Source organism: Enterobacter sp. CCUG 70166 (genome assembly GCF_020224095.1).
GTDB classification, from domain to species: Bacteria; Pseudomonadota; Gammaproteobacteria; order Enterobacterales; family Enterobacteriaceae; genus Enterobacter; species Enterobacter intestinihominis.
Genome location: NZ_NRIQ01000026.1, coordinates 107,657 through 122,515, shown reverse-complemented (window position 1 = coordinate 122,515; position 14,859 = coordinate 107,657). Strand labels below are relative to the sequence as shown.

At 57.3% G+C, this 14,859-nt stretch carries 13 protein-coding genes; 7 read left to right on the top strand and 6 right to left on the bottom strand.

Features of this window, described 5'->3' with window-relative positions; genetic code table 11:
* Positions 1 to 533 precede the first annotated feature (533 nt).
* Positions 534 to 1,598: an AI-2E family transporter gene (locus CKK19_RS11320; protein WP_003860546.1), complete on the bottom strand. Its 1,065-nt coding sequence runs from the start codon at positions 1,596 to 1,598 to the stop codon at positions 534 to 536.
* Positions 1,599 to 1,818: 220 nt separating this feature from the next.
* Here CKK19_RS11320 and bepA point away from each other — a divergent pair, with 220 nt between their 5' ends.
* Together bepA and arsC are read left to right on the top strand one after the other, a co-directional pair.
* Positions 1,819 to 3,282: a beta-barrel assembly-enhancing protease gene (gene bepA / locus CKK19_RS11315; protein WP_063853397.1), complete on the top strand. Its 1,464-nt coding sequence runs from the start codon at positions 1,819 to 1,821 to the stop codon at positions 3,280 to 3,282.
* Positions 3,283 to 3,295: 13 nt separating this feature from the next.
* The gene (gene arsC, locus CKK19_RS11310) at positions 3,296 to 3,652 is read left to right on the top strand and encodes an arsenate reductase (glutaredoxin) (RefSeq protein ID WP_022648973.1); all 357 of its coding nucleotides are present in this window, start codon (positions 3,296 to 3,298) and stop codon (positions 3,650 to 3,652) included.
* Here the strand turns inward: arsC and CKK19_RS11305 are convergent.
* A complete protein-coding gene (locus CKK19_RS11305) occupies positions 3,649 to 4,473 on the bottom strand; it encodes a hypothetical protein (protein WP_063853396.1) in 825 nt (274 codons plus the stop codon). The genes arsC and CKK19_RS11305 overlap by 4 nt on opposite strands.
* A 147-nt stretch (positions 4,474 to 4,620) precedes the next feature.
* Here CKK19_RS11305 and celB point away from each other — a divergent pair, with 147 nt between their 5' ends.
* The 3 genes from celB to CKK19_RS11290 are packed head-to-tail and all read left to right on the top strand — an operon-like array spanning position 4,621 to position 8,318.
* Positions 4,621 to 5,940 (top strand): PTS cellobiose transporter subunit IIC, encoded by a 1,320-nt coding sequence (celB, locus tag CKK19_RS11300; RefSeq protein ID WP_063853395.1) that lies wholly within the window; start codon positions 4,621 to 4,623, stop codon positions 5,938 to 5,940.
* Between the two features lie 3 nt (positions 5,941 to 5,943).
* Positions 5,944 to 6,900: a N(4)-(beta-N-acetylglucosaminyl)-L-asparaginase gene (locus CKK19_RS11295; protein ID WP_022648976.1), complete on the top strand. Its 957-nt coding sequence runs from the start codon at positions 5,944 to 5,946 to the stop codon at positions 6,898 to 6,900.
* A complete protein-coding gene (locus tag CKK19_RS11290; RefSeq protein WP_045308565.1) occupies positions 6,900 to 8,318 on the top strand; it encodes a leucyl aminopeptidase family protein in 1,419 nt (472 codons plus the stop codon). The genes CKK19_RS11295 and CKK19_RS11290 overlap by 1 nt, the downstream gene beginning before the upstream one ends.
* Positions 8,319 to 8,394: 76 nt before the next feature.
* On the opposite strand, the gene CKK19_RS11285 is transcribed toward CKK19_RS11290, so the two are convergent.
* The 4 genes from CKK19_RS11285 to CKK19_RS11270 all read right to left on the bottom strand — a co-directional run bounded on the left by CKK19_RS11285 (position 8,395) and on the right by CKK19_RS11270 (position 12,840).
* Entirely contained in the window at positions 8,395 to 9,096 is a 702-nt protein-coding gene (locus tag CKK19_RS11285; protein ID WP_211482948.1) for a DnaA inactivator Hda, read from the bottom strand.
* A 97-nt stretch (positions 9,097 to 9,193) separates the two neighbouring features.
* Positions 9,194 to 10,483, bottom strand: coding sequence for a uracil permease (uraA, locus tag CKK19_RS11280; RefSeq protein ID WP_022648978.1), 1,290 nt, complete (start codon positions 10,481 to 10,483; stop codon positions 9,194 to 9,196).
* 82 nt (positions 10,484 to 10,565) lie between these two features.
* Positions 10,566 to 11,192: a uracil phosphoribosyltransferase gene (gene upp, locus CKK19_RS11275; RefSeq protein WP_022648979.1), complete on the bottom strand. Its 627-nt coding sequence runs from the start codon at positions 11,190 to 11,192 to the stop codon at positions 10,566 to 10,568.
* A 217-nt stretch (positions 11,193 to 11,409) separates the two neighbouring features.
* Positions 11,410 to 12,840, bottom strand: a complete 1,431-nt coding sequence (locus CKK19_RS11270) for a 6-phospho-beta-glucosidase (RefSeq protein WP_063853394.1) — start codon at positions 12,838 to 12,840, stop codon at positions 11,410 to 11,412.
* Between the two features lie 266 nt (positions 12,841 to 13,106).
* Here CKK19_RS11270 and purM point away from each other — a divergent pair, with 266 nt between their 5' ends.
* Complete coding sequence (purM, locus tag CKK19_RS11265) at positions 13,107 to 14,144, top strand: phosphoribosylformylglycinamidine cyclo-ligase (protein ID WP_023300680.1); 1,038 nt, start codon at positions 13,107 to 13,109, stop codon at positions 14,142 to 14,144.
* Positions 14,141 to 14,782: a phosphoribosylglycinamide formyltransferase gene (purN, locus tag CKK19_RS11260; protein WP_023300681.1), complete on the top strand. Its 642-nt coding sequence runs from the start codon at positions 14,141 to 14,143 to the stop codon at positions 14,780 to 14,782. Before purM ends, purN begins: the two co-directional genes overlap by 4 nt.
* Positions 14,783 to 14,859: the final 77 nt, after the last annotated feature.

Genomic DNA, 14,859 nt, shown 5'->3' with positions numbered 1-14,859 from the left:
AACCGTCGCTAGTCAGGGTGGCGCTGTCTGATGCCCTCACCCTGACCCTCTCCCACAGGGCTGAGGGTTCCCCACAAATTAATGCGAGCACTGAGCAATCCCCTCGCCCCTCCGGGGAGAGGGTTAGGGTGAGGGGAACATACGGCGGTGGTGGTCATTCCGTTCACTTTATGTTCCTTGCTACTCTGTAACGACATGACCGGTGAACGTGCCAGGGTGGCTCAGTCGCCACCACCCTGGCGACCCGGGCTCCCGGCGGTAAATCGCCGCTTCGCGGTGCCCTCGGCTTATTCCTTCCGGCTTATCGGGTACGGGCGGAGGCAACGTCCCTGTAAAGCCGCCCTCTCGGCGCATCCCTGCGCCTCGCCCCGGCCTGCAGGAAACGCCTCAGCGATTTACAGCCGGACCAGGGCATCGCTGACAGCCCTCAGTCATTTAGAAAGCAACTTTATTGCTTCTGCATAAAAAAATTACTGGGGATCCCTCAGCCCTGTGGGAGAGGGTTAGGGTGAGGGCATCAGCCCGCACTAAATCTACTTCTCCTCCACCGCCGGCACATCCGGCCACGCGTGGACCACGGCTTTAATCAGCGTCGCCAGCGGAATGGCGAAGAACACGCCCCAGAATCCCCACAGCCCGCCGAAAATCACCACTGACAGGATAATCACCAGCGGATGCAGGTTAACTGCTTCTGAGAACAGCACCGGTACCAGCAGGTTCCCGTCCAGTCCCTGAATAATCAGGTATACGGCGAAACAGCTCCAGAACTCCGTACCCAGACCAAACTGGAACAGCGCCACACCGACTACCGGAATGGTCACCACAAACGCGCCGATATACGGGATCAGAACCGAGAATCCGACCAACACCGCCAGCAGCAGCGAGTAGTTCAGCCCGAAAATCACGAAGCCAATCCAGGTCGCCACGCCCACCACAATCATCTCCAGCACTTTACCGCGAATGTAGTTGGTGATCTGCTGGTTCATCTCCTGCCAGACCTGACCGGCGAGACCGCGATTGCGCGGCAGCACGCGGCGCACCGCGTTCAGCATCTGCTCTTTATCTTTGACCAGGAAAAACACCATTAACGGCACGAGAACAAGGTAAACCGCCAGCGTCAGCAACCCCACCAGCGAGGCCAGAGAGTATTTCACCACCGAGTCACCCATGGTCATGATGCGGGCGCGCATGTTTTCGGCCATCGCATCGATGATCCCGGCGTCCATCAGCGCAGGATAGCGGCGCGGCAGCGTGGCGGCAAAATCAGACAGTTTATTCAGCATGCCGGGCATGTCGCGGATCAGGTAGATCCCCTGTTGCCAGGCGATGGGCATCACCACGAAGGACATTAGCAGCAGAATGCCGACAAACAGCACCAGGACAATGCTGGTCGCCCAGCGTCGGGAACAGCCGATATGTTCCAGACGCGCGGTGGGCCACTCCAGCAGATACGCCAGCACAATTGCCACCAGAAGCGGTGCCAACAGGCCACTAAAGAAGAACAGGATACCGAATCCGGCAACCAGAATGACCAGCAAAGCAATGGCTTCCGGATCGCTAAACCGACGCCGATACCACTGCATTAACATTTCGAGCATACAACCCTTCCCTGAATCGAATGGCGGGAGTGAGACGGTGAATTGTATCTAACTGTCACAAAAAAGACTTTCCTTTTTGTTTCACTGTCAGGTTTCGCAAAACCCTGATGAATGGGATTTTCTTCATCTCTTAACACGGCTACACTCGCAGAGCAGCGGAGATGAACGTTATGCGGGTTCATCGGTCAAATTAGCACATCCAACATACAGGACAGTGGTTATGTTCAGGCAGTTGAGAAAAACACTGGTTGCGACACTGATTGCCGCCGTGACGGTGGGTCAGGTGTTGCCCGCTTTCGCTGACTCGTCCGATTCATTGCCGGACATGGGCACCACGGCAGGAAGCACGCTCTCCATCGGGCAGGAGATGCAGATGGGTGATTATTACGTACGCCAGCTGCGCGGCAGTGCTCCGCTGATTAACGACCCTTTGCTGGTGCAGTACATCAACGGTCTGGGGATGCGACTGGTGGCGCACGCAGACTCGGTAAAAACGCCCTTCCACTTCTATTTAATCAATAACGACGAAATCAACGCCTTCGCCTTCTTTGGCGGGAACGTGGTGCTGCATTCGGCGTTGTTCCGTTATTCCGATAACGAAAGCCAACTGGCGTCCGTCATGGCGCACGAAATTTCGCACGTCACCCAGCGCCATCTGGCGCGTGCGATGGAAGATCAGAAGCGTAACGCCCCCCTGACCTGGGTGGGCGCGCTGGGCTCTATTCTGCTGGCGATGGCCAGCCCGCAGGCCGGGATGGCGGCGCTTACCGGGACACTGGCGGGAACGCGTCAGGGGATGATCAGCTTTACCCAGCAGAACGAGCAGGAAGCAGACCGCATCGGCATTCAGGTTTTACAGCGTTCCGGCTTTGACCCGCAGGCCATGCCGAGCTTCCTGGAAAAACTGCTCGACCAGGCACGCTACTCGTCGCGCCCGCCTGAAATTCTGTTGACCCACCCGTTGCCGGAAAGCCGTCTCTCGGATGCGCGTAACCGTGCTAACCAGATGCGTCCGGTCGTCGTGCAGTCCTCGCAGGATTTCTACATGGCCAAAGTGAGAACGCTTGGCATGTACAACTCCGGACGTAATCAGCTCACCAGCGATCTGCTGGACGCGCTGGCGAAAGGCAACGTGCGCGAGAAGAACGCCGCGCAGTATGGTCAGGCACTCCAGGCGATGGAGGCCAGCAAGTACGATGAAGCGCGTAAAGCGCTACAGCCGCTGCTGGCGTCGGCGCCTGACAATCCGTGGTATCTCGACCTCGCAACCGATATCGATTTAGGACAGAAAAAAGCGACCGATGCGATCAACCGTCTGAAAGGGGCGAAAGACATTCGCAACAATCCGGTATTGCAACTTAACCTGGCGAACGCCTACTTACAGGGCGGCCAGCCCGGCGAGGCGGTGACCATTCTGAACCGCTATACCTTTAACAATAAAGATGACCAGAACGCCTGGGAGCTGCTCGCCCAGGCCCAGGGGCAACTGGGTAATCGCGATCAGGAGCTGGCCGCGCGTGCGGAAGGTCTGGCGCTGGCGGGGCGCCTCGATCAGGCCATTTCCCTGCTAAGCAGCGCCAGCTCACAGGTGAAGCTCGGCAGCCTGCAACAGGCCCGCTACGATGCGCGAATCGACCAGCTGCGTGGCCTGCAACAACGCTTTAAGCCGTACGAGAAGATGTAATAAAGGAGAAGTCATGACAGACGCGGTAAAAATTTACCATAACCCTCGCTGCTCCAAGAGCCGGGAGACTCTGAATCTGCTGAAGTCTAACGACATCGATCCGGAAGTGGTGTTGTATCTGGAGACGCCCCCGGACGCGCAGACGATCCGCCAGCTGCTGAAGATGCTGAACATGGGCAGCGCACGCGAGCTGATGCGTCAGAAAGAAGATCTGTATAAATCGCTCAATCTGAACGATACCAGTCTCACTGAAGATCGGCTGATTCAGGCGATGGTCGACAATCCAAAGCTGATTGAGCGCCCGATTGTCGTGGCGAACGGCAAGGCGCGTATCGGCCGTCCGCCGGAAGACGTACTCGGGATCGTCTAATCGTTACGCCGCAGCGCTTCCAGAAACGCCTGCGGCGTACTCTCCCCCAGCTTTTTCTGCGCTTTTCCCCGGTTGAAAAATTCACACAACTGGATCAACAGTTCTCCCGCCGGTTCACTATTCACGCGCGGAATGATCTCACGTAACGGTACGGTGACCTGAAAGGCAAGATAATACTGTGAATGCACTTTTACGGTGACGTTATGCTCCGGCAAGTTCACTGCCAGCCCAAAAGTCTCAATAGATTGAATATCAGCCGGACAGGCAGCCAGCACCTCGTTCGTCCAGCGGGTCAGCAACTGCGGCGAGACACCGGCATAAAGCCGGGCGTAGCACCAGCCGCTGACGGGTTCACGCGCCCAGAGCAGGTGTTGCTCCCCACCGTCGTCCATATGCAGCGATAGCGGCTGATGATGCAGAAGTAGCTTCTGCGGCATGATACCGGCCTTCAGCGCCTTTTTGCCCTGCAACGACGCCCCCTTTTGTCTTACCGAAGCCGGTTTGAGGTAGCGGTTCAGGGTCGCGCGGGAAACGGCGATCCCGAGTCCGTCATTCACCAGCAGCAGCAGTTCATCCAGCGGTGCCCCAGTGATATCCCGCAGGGCATTTATCAGTGCCGCCTGCTCTTGTCTCAATGCTTTGTGTATCACTTTTGGCGTTGTGTGGTTATCCGAAACCTGGTCGCGGTTGCGCCAGCGCCTGACGGTGGTGACCGAGATCCCCAGTTCAACAGCTAGCTCTCTGTCGCTTTTATCTGACTGCTGAAGATAGCGACGGATACGCGGTGTGGTGGTGGCGTTAGCATGCAGTTTGATTTCCATCGCGTCTCTCTCCGCAACTAATCTTATGAGATTTATAGTAGAACAGCGAATGCTTTGTGACCGATTTCACCTTTCGCTCGCCGCGCTTCACTGATAATCCACAGACATAACATAAACAACACCTCTCAATCTTGTACGGAGTTCACAATGAACAATGTTCTGGGATTTCTTGAAGCAAAACTGATGCCGCTGGCGGCGAAAACGGCCCAGCAGCGTCATCTTGGGGCCATTCGTGGGGCCTACGTTTCATTCATGCCGTTTATCATCGTCGGCTCCATCCTGCTGGTGATCTCCTCCTTCCCGAATCAGGCCTATCAGCAGTTTATGTCTCAGGCCTTTGGTGAGAGCTGGAGTGCGATTATAGAGATTCCATTCAACGCGGTATTCTCAACCATGTCGCTGTTTATCAGCTTCCTGGTGGCCTACCGCCTGGCTGAGCACTATGGCGAGGACCGCATCTCCTGCGGCATCCTGGCGCTGGTCGCCTTCCTGATCCTGACGCCCTTTATCAAAGTGGCGGAAAACGGCGGCATTACCGTGATGCCGGTGGAGTGGATTGGCAGCAAAGGGTTGTTTGTGGCGATGATCGGTTCCCTGCTGTGGACGGAACTGTTCTGCTGGCTGAAGCGCAAAAAACTGGTCATCAAAATGCCGGACGGCGTACCACCGGCGGTGCAGGAGTCGTTCGCGGCGCTGATCCCGGCCCTGCTGGTGATGATTCTGGTGCTTATTATCCGCATCATCTTCGAAAACACCCACTACCACACCATCCACCAGTTTATTTATGAAGTGGTTGCCACCCCGGTGCGCCACTACGGTACCTCTTATTTCGGTGCGCTGATGACCGTATTCAGTATCACCATTCTGTGGTCAGTGGGCATTAACTCCGGTTCGATGATCAACGGCATTATTCGCCCGCTGTGGATGGAAAACCAGACCGACAACATCGCCGCGATCCAGGCGGGAACGACGCCGCCGCACATCATCACCGAACAGTTTTTTGACATGTTCTGGATGGGCGGCGCGGGCGCCACGCTGTCGCTGGTGATAGCGATGCTGATTTTCGCCCGCAGCAAAAACATGCGTGAGGTGGCGCGCCTCGGCGCAGGAGCCTCGGTATTTAACATCAACGAACCGATCCTGTTTGGCCTGCCGGTGATCATGAACCCGATCATGCTCATCCCGTTTAATCTGGTGCCGCTGGTGCTGGTCACCGTGCAGTATGCGGCGATGAAAATTGGCGCGGTCGCCGTCACCACCGGGGTGTTTATTCCCTGGACCCTGCCGCCGGTTATCAGCGGCTTTATCGTCACCGGGCACCTGAGCGGCAGCGTGATGCAGCTGATCAACCTGCTGATTGGCGCCATGCTGTACCTGCCTTTCATGCGTATCGTGGATAAACAGTACCGCGCCGCGGAGCTGACTACCGCTACGCAACCCGACACCACCCTTGCAAAACAGGAGTAAAGCATGTGGGGAATTATCGCAACCTGGCGAATGGCACTTGAAGGGGTAACGGAATCCGCGTCTGCCCTGGCGGCGGGAAAACCGGTCGCTTCGGCGGTGGTCGATGCCGTCGCTGCCGTGGAAGACTTTCCGCTGTATAAATCCGTCGGCTACGGTGGCCTGCCGACCGAGAACGGCGAGGTGGAGCTGGACGCGGCCTATATGGACGGCGACACGCTGGCGTTCGGCGCCGTGGGGAATCTGGTGGATATCGCCAACCCGGTGCGCGTGGCGCACGCGCTCAGCCGTCAACGCTATAACAGCCTGCTGGTCGGCCAGGGCGCGCGCGAATGGGCGCTGAGCCAGGGCTTTGCCGACAAAACTATGCTCACGGATCGCGCCATGCAGCACTACCGCAAGCGCTGCCGCGAAACGCTGGATAAGGGGTTAAGCCCCTACGACGGACATGACACCGTCGGCATCATTGGCCTTGATAAACAGGGTTCGATGAGCGTCGCCACCTCCACCAGTGGCCTGTTTATGAAAAAACGTGGTCGCCTCGGTGACTCACCCATCATCGGCTCCGGCTTTTACTGCGACAGCGAAACCGGCGCGGCCACCGCCACAGGCGTCGGTGAAGACCTGATGAAGGGCTGTACCAGCTACGAAATCGTTCGCCGGATGGCGCAAGGGATGACGCCGCAGCAGGCGGCGGATTCAGTCGTATTCGAACTGGAAGACAAGCTGATGTCGCGCTTCGGTCGCGCGGGCGATCTCTCCGTGGTGTGCATGAACAACCAGGGCGAATTTGGCGCCGCGACTAACATAAAAACCTTCTCGTTCGTGGTGGCGACGGCTCGCCAGCCCCTCACCGTTTTTCGTACTGAACGCCTGCGGGAGAAAACGCACTATCACGCGGTAGATGAGGAGTGGATGCAGGCCTATGCCGCACGGATCCGCGCGCCGATTGAGGAATCATGATGATCACTTACCAGTTTATCAACGCGCTTTCAGACGCGAAGCCGAACAGCCATTTGATTGCGCGCGCTGACAGTTCCCTGTTACCGGATAGCGCTCTTATCGCTGAAATGCGCCAGCAGAGCACCGTCGCGGACGCGCGCTTTGGCTGCGCGCCGTTTGCGCGCATTACTCTGTTGCCGGACACGATCTGGCATGACGCCCTGACCGAAGGGTTGCTCACCGCCCTGCGACCGCTGCTTACCGCCCCCGCCAGCGCCGAACTCGTGCTGGACGTGACGGATATCGACGATGTGGTGCTGGCGCAGGTGCTGCGTTTTCTCTTTAATCAGGCGCACAGGCTCAGTGACCTGAAGCTGAAGAAGACGGACGAAGCGGTGCGTCTTACCTGCATCACTGCCCTCTGCCTGCCGGAACAGCAGGCGAAGCTGGAGACGACCTTCCGCCAGCAGCAGGCCATTGCGCTCGGCATGATCGCGGCGCGACGTCTGGCGGATATGCCATCCGACCGCTGCACGCCGCAGTTTGTGGTGGAAGAGGCGCAAAAACTGTGTGCCGCCAGCCCTGCCCTGCGCTGCGAGGTGCTGAACGAAAAAGATATTGCTGAGCAGGGTCTTGGACTGCTGCACGCCGTTGGCAAAGGGGCGACCTGCCCGCCGCGTCTGCTGGCTATTCATTATGATGGTGCCAACGACGGCCCGATGCGCTGCTACGTGGGAAAAGGCATTACCTTTGACACCGGCGGCCTGTGGCTGAAGGAAGGCGCGGGCATGTACACCATGAAATATGACATGTGCGGCGCGGCCAACGTACTGGGGCTGATGCTGACCGTTGCGGAGCTGAAATTACCCGTGCGCATCATGGGCGTGCTGGCGCTGGCGGAAAACGCCATCGGCCCCGACGCCATGCAGCCCGGCACGGTGGCAACAGCCTGTAACGGAACCACCGTTGAAATCAATAATACCGATGCCGAGGGCCGGCTGGTGCTGGCTGACGCCATTGCCTGGGCCAGCCAGCGGTACCCGCAGGCCCGCTACATCATTGATATGGCGACTTTGACGGGCGCAGTGGTGAAAGCGCTGGGGTATGAGCTGAGCGGGCTGATGACCCAGGATGAACCGCTGCGCGCCGCGTTGACGCAGGCAGGTAAACGGAGCGGTGACGAGGTGTGGTCTCTGCCGCTGGACGCACGGCTGAAAAAGCAGACCGACAGCGCGATTGCCGATCTGTGCAATACGCCGACTAACAATGCGGCGATAAGCGCCTCGGCGGCGTGGCTGCTGCATCACTTCTGTCCGCCGGCGATCCCATGGGCACATCTGGATATCAGCGGGACGGCGCTGTGGCGTGAGAACGGCAGAAGCATGGCGTCGGGAAGACCGATTCCGCTGCTGGTTGAGCACCTGATGGGGGATCTTTAGCCCGGTGGCGCTGCGCTTACCGGGCCTACGGGTGCCATATGTAGGCCGGGTAAGGCGCAGCCGCCACCCGGCATAACTACAGCTTAAGAATATCTTTCACAAACGGAATGGTCAGCTTGCGCTGGGCGGTGATGGAGGCACGATCGAGCTGATCGAGCGTATCAAAGAGCGTGCGCATCTCCCGATCCAGACGCTTGAGCAGGAAGCGCCCTACGTCTTCCGGCAGTTCAAATCCGCGCAGTCTGGCGCGCAACTGAAGTGCCTGGAGTTTGTCTTCATCCGACAGCGGTTGCAGCTTGTAGATTTGCCCCCAGTCCAGACGAGACGCCAGATCCGGCAGCCCCAGATTGAGCTGACGCGGCGGACGATCGCCGGTGATCAGCAGCCGGGTTTTGCCCGACTCCAGAATGCGGTTGTAGAGGTTAAAGATCGCCATTTCCCACGGCTCGTCTCCCGCCACGCATTCAATATTATCGATGCAGACCAGGGAGAGATGTTCCATGCCCTCCAGCACTTCAGGCACAAACCAGGTGCGTTTATCCAGCGGCACATAGCCTACCGCGTCACCGCGCGCCGAAAGTTCCGCACAGGCGGCATGCAGCAGGTGGCTGCGTCCCGCGCCTTCGCGTGACCAGATATAGATGTATCCGCTGTGTTCCTGGCGCAGCACGTTTTGCAGTGCAGCCAGTAAAGAGGGGTTATCACCCGGCCAGAAACTCGCGAAAGTTTCGTCGTCAGGGAGATAAAGTGGCAGAGAGAGCTGTGCCGGTCCGTTCAGAAATACCTCAACCAGAGATCTTACATAAAATCGGAATGGAGTTTAACACGGAACCAGCAAGGAGAGAACCGGGCGGATCGTCCGCCCGGTTAAAGGATCAATGTGGTGCTTTTTCGCTATCGTCAGCGTCCAGGATTTCTTCTTCCGGACGAATGACCGAGATCAGCTTGAAAATCAGGCTCAGGCCCACGCCGACGATGGTCGCCAGCGCCATACCCTTCAGCTCTGCCGCGCCGATGTGCACCTTCGCGCCGCTTACGCCGATGATCAGGATAACGGAGGTCAGGATCAGGTTCTGCGCCTTGCTGTAATCCACTTTGGATTCAATCAGCACGCGAATACCGGACGCACCGATCACCCCATAAAGCAGCAGGGAAACGCCGCCCATCACCGGAACCGGGATAATCTGGATCGCCGCCGCCAGTTTGCCGACGCAGGAGAGCAGAATAGCGATGATCGCCGCGCCGCCGATAACCCAGGTGCTGTAGACGCGGGTGATCGCCATTACGCCGATGTTCTCTCCGTAAGTGGTGTTAGGCGTGGAGCCGAAGAAACCGGAGATGATGGTGGAGAAACCGTTGGCAAACATGGAGCGATGCAGGCCCGGGTCGCGGATCAGGTCACGCTTCACGATGTTCGCCGTCACCACCAGGTGGCCAACGTGCTCAGCAATCACCACCAGTGCAGCAGGCAGAATGGTGAAGATAGCAAACCATTCGAAGCGTGGGGTGTAGAAGGTCGGCAGCGCGAACCAGTGTGCCTCGGCAATCGGTGTGGTATCCACAACGCCCATCACGAAGGAGAGCGCGTAACCCGCCAGCACGCCGATCAGGATCGGGATAATCGCCATAAAGCCGCGGAACAGGACGGAACCGAAAACCGTCACGCCCAGCGTCACCAGCGAAATAATAATGGTTTTAGAATCCGGTGACTGACCGTCCGCAGGCAGCAGGCCAGCCATGTTAGCCGCCACACCCGCCAGTTCCAGGCCGATGACGGCAACGATTGCCCCCATTGCCGCAGGCGGGAACATCACGTCCAGCCAGCCGGTACCCGCTTTCTTCACGATGAAGGAGACCAGGCAGAACAGCACGCCGCACATGATAAAGCCGCCCAGCGCGACCTCGTAACCCAGCGGCAGCAACAGCAGTACCGGGGAGATAAACGCGAAGCTCGACCCGAGATAGGCCGGGATTTTGCCTTTACAGATGAAGAGGTAAAGCAGCGTACCGATGCCGTTAAACAGCAGCACGGTAGCCGGGTTAATGTGAAACAGGATTGGCACCAGCACGGTTGCGCCAAACATGGCGAACAGGTGCTGCAAACTAAGCGGGATTGTCTGTAAAAGCGGCGGTCTTTCACTCACCCCGATAGCACGGCGCGTCATAGTGTTTTCCTCTGAGTGTCATTGTTGGTTTTTATTCAAAAAAAAGCCGACTATCAAAGTCGGCTTCTTTATCGTTATTCGATTATTTAGTCCCAAAAATCTTATCGCCGGCATCGCCGAGCCCCGGGATGATGTACCCGTGCTCGTTCAGTCCCTGGTCGACAGACGCGGTATAGAGTTCAACGTCCGGGTGCGCTTTTTCCAGCGCCGCGATACCTTCCGGCGCCGCGACCAGTACCAGCACTTTGATGCTGCTGCAGCCTGCTTGTTTCAGCAGGTCAATGGTGGCGATCATCGAACCACCGGTCGCCAGCATCGGGTCAACTACCAGCGCCATACGCTCATCAATGTTAGAGACCAGCTTCTGGAAGTATGGGACCGGCTCAAGCGTCTCTTCGTTACGGTAGATACCCACCACGCTGATACGCGCGCTTGGGACGTGCTCCAGCACGCCTTCCATCATGCCCAGACCCGCACGCAGGATTGGCACCACGGTAATTTTTTTACCTTTGATCTGCTCAACCTGTACCGGGCCGTTCCAGCCTTCGATGGTCACTTTTTCCGTTTCCAGATCAGAGGTCGCTTCGTAGGTCAGCAGGCTACCCACTTCAGAAGCCAGTTCGCGAAAACGCTTCGTGCTGATGTCATGCTCACGCATCAGGCCCAACTTGTGTTTAACGAGTGGGTGTTTCACTTCCACAATCTTCATTCTCTTTCTCCTCTGAGGTGGCATCCGCAAAAAAATCGCGGGATTATACCGCTTTTTTCGGATTGCGCCATACCCATGTTGCTTGATGTACATCAATCAAAAACAAAAAAGCCGGAGGCTGGGCTCCGGTTTGGGTGCGGGTTCTTGCCCGGTGGCGCTGCGCTTACGCGGGCCTACGTGTAGTGTAGGTCGGGTAAGCGTTAGCGCCACCCGACAATTACAGGTTATCGCCGTTGCTCGCAATCACCTGCTTATACCAGTCGAACGATTTCTTCTTGCTGCGGTTCAGCGTGCCGTTACCTTCGTTATCTTTATCGACAAAGATAAAACCGTAGCGTTTCTTCATCTCGCCAGTGCCGGCAGAGACCAGGTCGATACAGCCCCACGGGGTATAGCCCATCAGATCCACGCCGTCTTCCACCACCGCTTTTTTCATCTCGCGGATGTGGGCGGAAAGGTAGTCGATGCGGTACTGGTCGTTCACCGTGCCGTCGCTCTCCAGCACGTCGATCGCGCCAAAGCCGTTTTCCACAATAAACAGCGGCAGCTGATAGTGATCCCAGAACCAGTTCAGAGAGTAGCGCAGCCCGACAGGATCGATCTGCCAGCCCCAGTCCGATTTCTGCACGTACGGGTTAGAAACCAGGCTCTTGCTCTCGTCATAATCCAGCGTCGGATTATCCGCCGTCGCTTTGGTGGCGAACGACATGTAGTAGCTGAACCCGATGTAATCCACGCAGCCTTGCGTCAGCGCCACTTTATCTTCTTCGGTGATATCCAGCGCGAAGCCGCGACGTTCAAAGTAGTTGAGCAGATGCTGCGGATACTTGCCGCGCACGTGAACGTCGGTGAACCAGTAGCGGCGATGCATGGCGTTCATCGCCATCATCATGTCGTCCGGGGCACAGGTCAGCGGATAGATGGGGCACATGGCAATCATGCAGCCGATGTGCAGTGATGGGTTGATCTTGCGCCCCGCTTTCACCGCCAGGGCGCTGGCCACCAGCTCATAGTGCGCCGCCTGGAACATCACCGGCTCGCGATCTTCTCCCGGGGCATATTTCAGCCCGGAGTTGGTAAACGGCGCAAAGTCTTCATGAAAGTTGGCCTGGTTATTGATCTCGTTAAAGGTCATCCAGTACTTCACTTTATGCTGATAGCGCTCAAAAACGACCTTCGCGAAGCGGACAAAGAAGTCGATCAGCTTACGGTTACGCCAGCCGCCGTATTCCGTTACCAGGTGGAAAGGCATCTCGAAGTGGGAAAGCGTGATCACCGGCTCGATGCCGTGCTTCAGGCACTCGTCGAAAAGATCGTCATAGAATTTGAGTCCCGCTTCGTTCGGCTCCAGCTCGTCGCCTTTCGGGAAGATACGCGTCCAGGCAATGGAGGTGCGGAAGCATTTGAACCCCATCTCGGCAAAGAGTTTGATGTCTTCTTTATAGCGGTGGTAAAAGTCGATGGCTTCGTGGTTTGGGTAATTTTTCCCCTCCTGCACGCCGTTGGTGATTTCACGCGGTACCCCGTGGGCGCCTGCCGTCATGACATCGGCAACGCTCACGCCCTTGCCGCCCTCTTTCCAGCCGCCTTCAAGCTGGTGCGCCGCAACGGCCCCACCCCACAGAAAACCTGCTTTAAATCCTGACATTCGCTTTCCCTCATTCTGCGTTATTTTCTGCAAAAACAGTTACAGAAACCGGTTTCATTTTGATGATGTGCAAAGGGGATAGCCGTTGCAAGCAGATCGCCGAAACCGGTTTCATTTTCGTGAACGGAGTCAAGTTTGTTGCCCTGGACAGTCCGCATAGAAAAAAAGATCCCCGCGCGGAGAATAGGCTCGCAAACGTTTGCCTGGACTGTTAGAATTGCGCCGATTTTTCTTACTAGCTATGCAATCGCGTGGGGATTTAAGCCGTGACCAACAAAACTTCTCTCAGCTACAAAGATGCCGGTGTTGATATTGACGCAGGTAATGCGCTGGTTGACCGAATCAAAGGTGTGGTGAAAAAAACCCGCCGCCCGGAAGTGATGGGTGGCCTGGGTGGATTCGGCGCACTGTGCGCGCTGCCGCAAAAATATCGTGAACCTGTGCTGGTCTCGGGTACGGATGGTGTCGGTACAAAACTGCGCCTGGCGATGGATCTTAAGCGTCACGATACGATTGGTATTGATCTGGTGGCGATGTGCGTCAACGACCTGGTGGTACAGGGCGCTGAGCCGCTGTTCTTCCTGGATTACTACGCGACCGGCAAGCTGGATGTGGATACCGCAGCCAGCGTCATTAACGGTATCGCCGAAGGCTGTCTGCAATCCGGCTGTGCGCTGGTCGGCGGTGAAACCGCTGAAATGCCTGGCATGTATCACGGAGAAGATTATGACGTCGCAGGCTTCTGCGTCGGCGTGGTAGAAAAATCAGAAATTATCGACGGCAGCAAAGTGGCTGACGGCGATGTGCTGGTTGCGCTGGCCTCCAGCGGTCCGCACTCCAACGGCTACTCTCTGGTGCGTAAGATCCTCGAAGTGAGCGGTTGCGACCCGCTGACCACCGAGCTGGACGGCAAACCGCTGGCCGATCACCTGCTGGCCCCGACCCGCATCTACGTGAAAAACGTGCTGGAGCTGATTGAGAACGTTGACGTGCACGCCATCGCTCACCTTACCGGCGGCGGCTTCTGGGAAAACATTCCGCGCGTGCTGCCGGACAATACCCAGGCGGTGATCGACGCCTCCTCATGGCAGTGGCCGTCCGTCTTCAACTGGCTGCAAACCGCAGGCAACGTGAGCGAGCATGAAATGTACCGCACCTTTAACTGCGGCGTGGGCATGGTTATCGCCCTGCCCGCCAGCGAAGCGGATAAAGCGGTTAAGCTGCTGACAGAAAAAGGTGAAAACGCGTGGAAAATCGGTACGATTAAAGCTTCCGATTCCGAACAGCGTGTGGTCATTGAATGAAAAACATCGTGGTGCTCATTTCCGGCAACGGAAGCAATTTGCAGGCAATCATAGACGCCTGCAAACAGAAGAAAATCAATGGCACCATTCGGGCAGTATTCAGCAACAAGGCCGATGCGTTCGGCCTTGAGCGCGCGCGGGAAGCGAACATTCCTGCGCACGCGCTGGAAGCCAGCCAGTTCGCCGGGCGTGAAGCCTTTGACCGTGAGCTGGTGCAGGAGATTGACGCCTACGCGCCTGACGTGGTGGTGCTGGCAGGCTACATGCGTATCCTGAGCCCGGCCTTCGTCGCGCATTACAACGGACGTTTGCTGAATATCCACCCTTCTCTTCTGCCGAAATATCCTGGCCTGCATACCCATCGACAGGTGCTGGAGAACGGCGATGAGGAGCATGGTACCTCCGTGCATTTCGTTACCGACGAGCTGGACGGCGGTCCGGTCATTTTGCAGGCAAAAGTACCGGTCTTTGACGGTGACAACGAAGACGACGTGACGGAACGTGTACAGGCTCAGGAACACGCCATTTATCCGCTGGTGGTAAGCTGGTTTGTTGACGGCCGTCTTGAGATGCGCGACGGTGCCGCCTGGCTGGACGGCGTGAAGTTGCCCCCGCAGGGTCATGCGGCTGAAGAGTAGTTTGTTCTGTCGGGTGGCGCTGCGCTTACCCGACCTACATATTGCATTACCCGATATTCCCTTCTCCAACCCCCTAA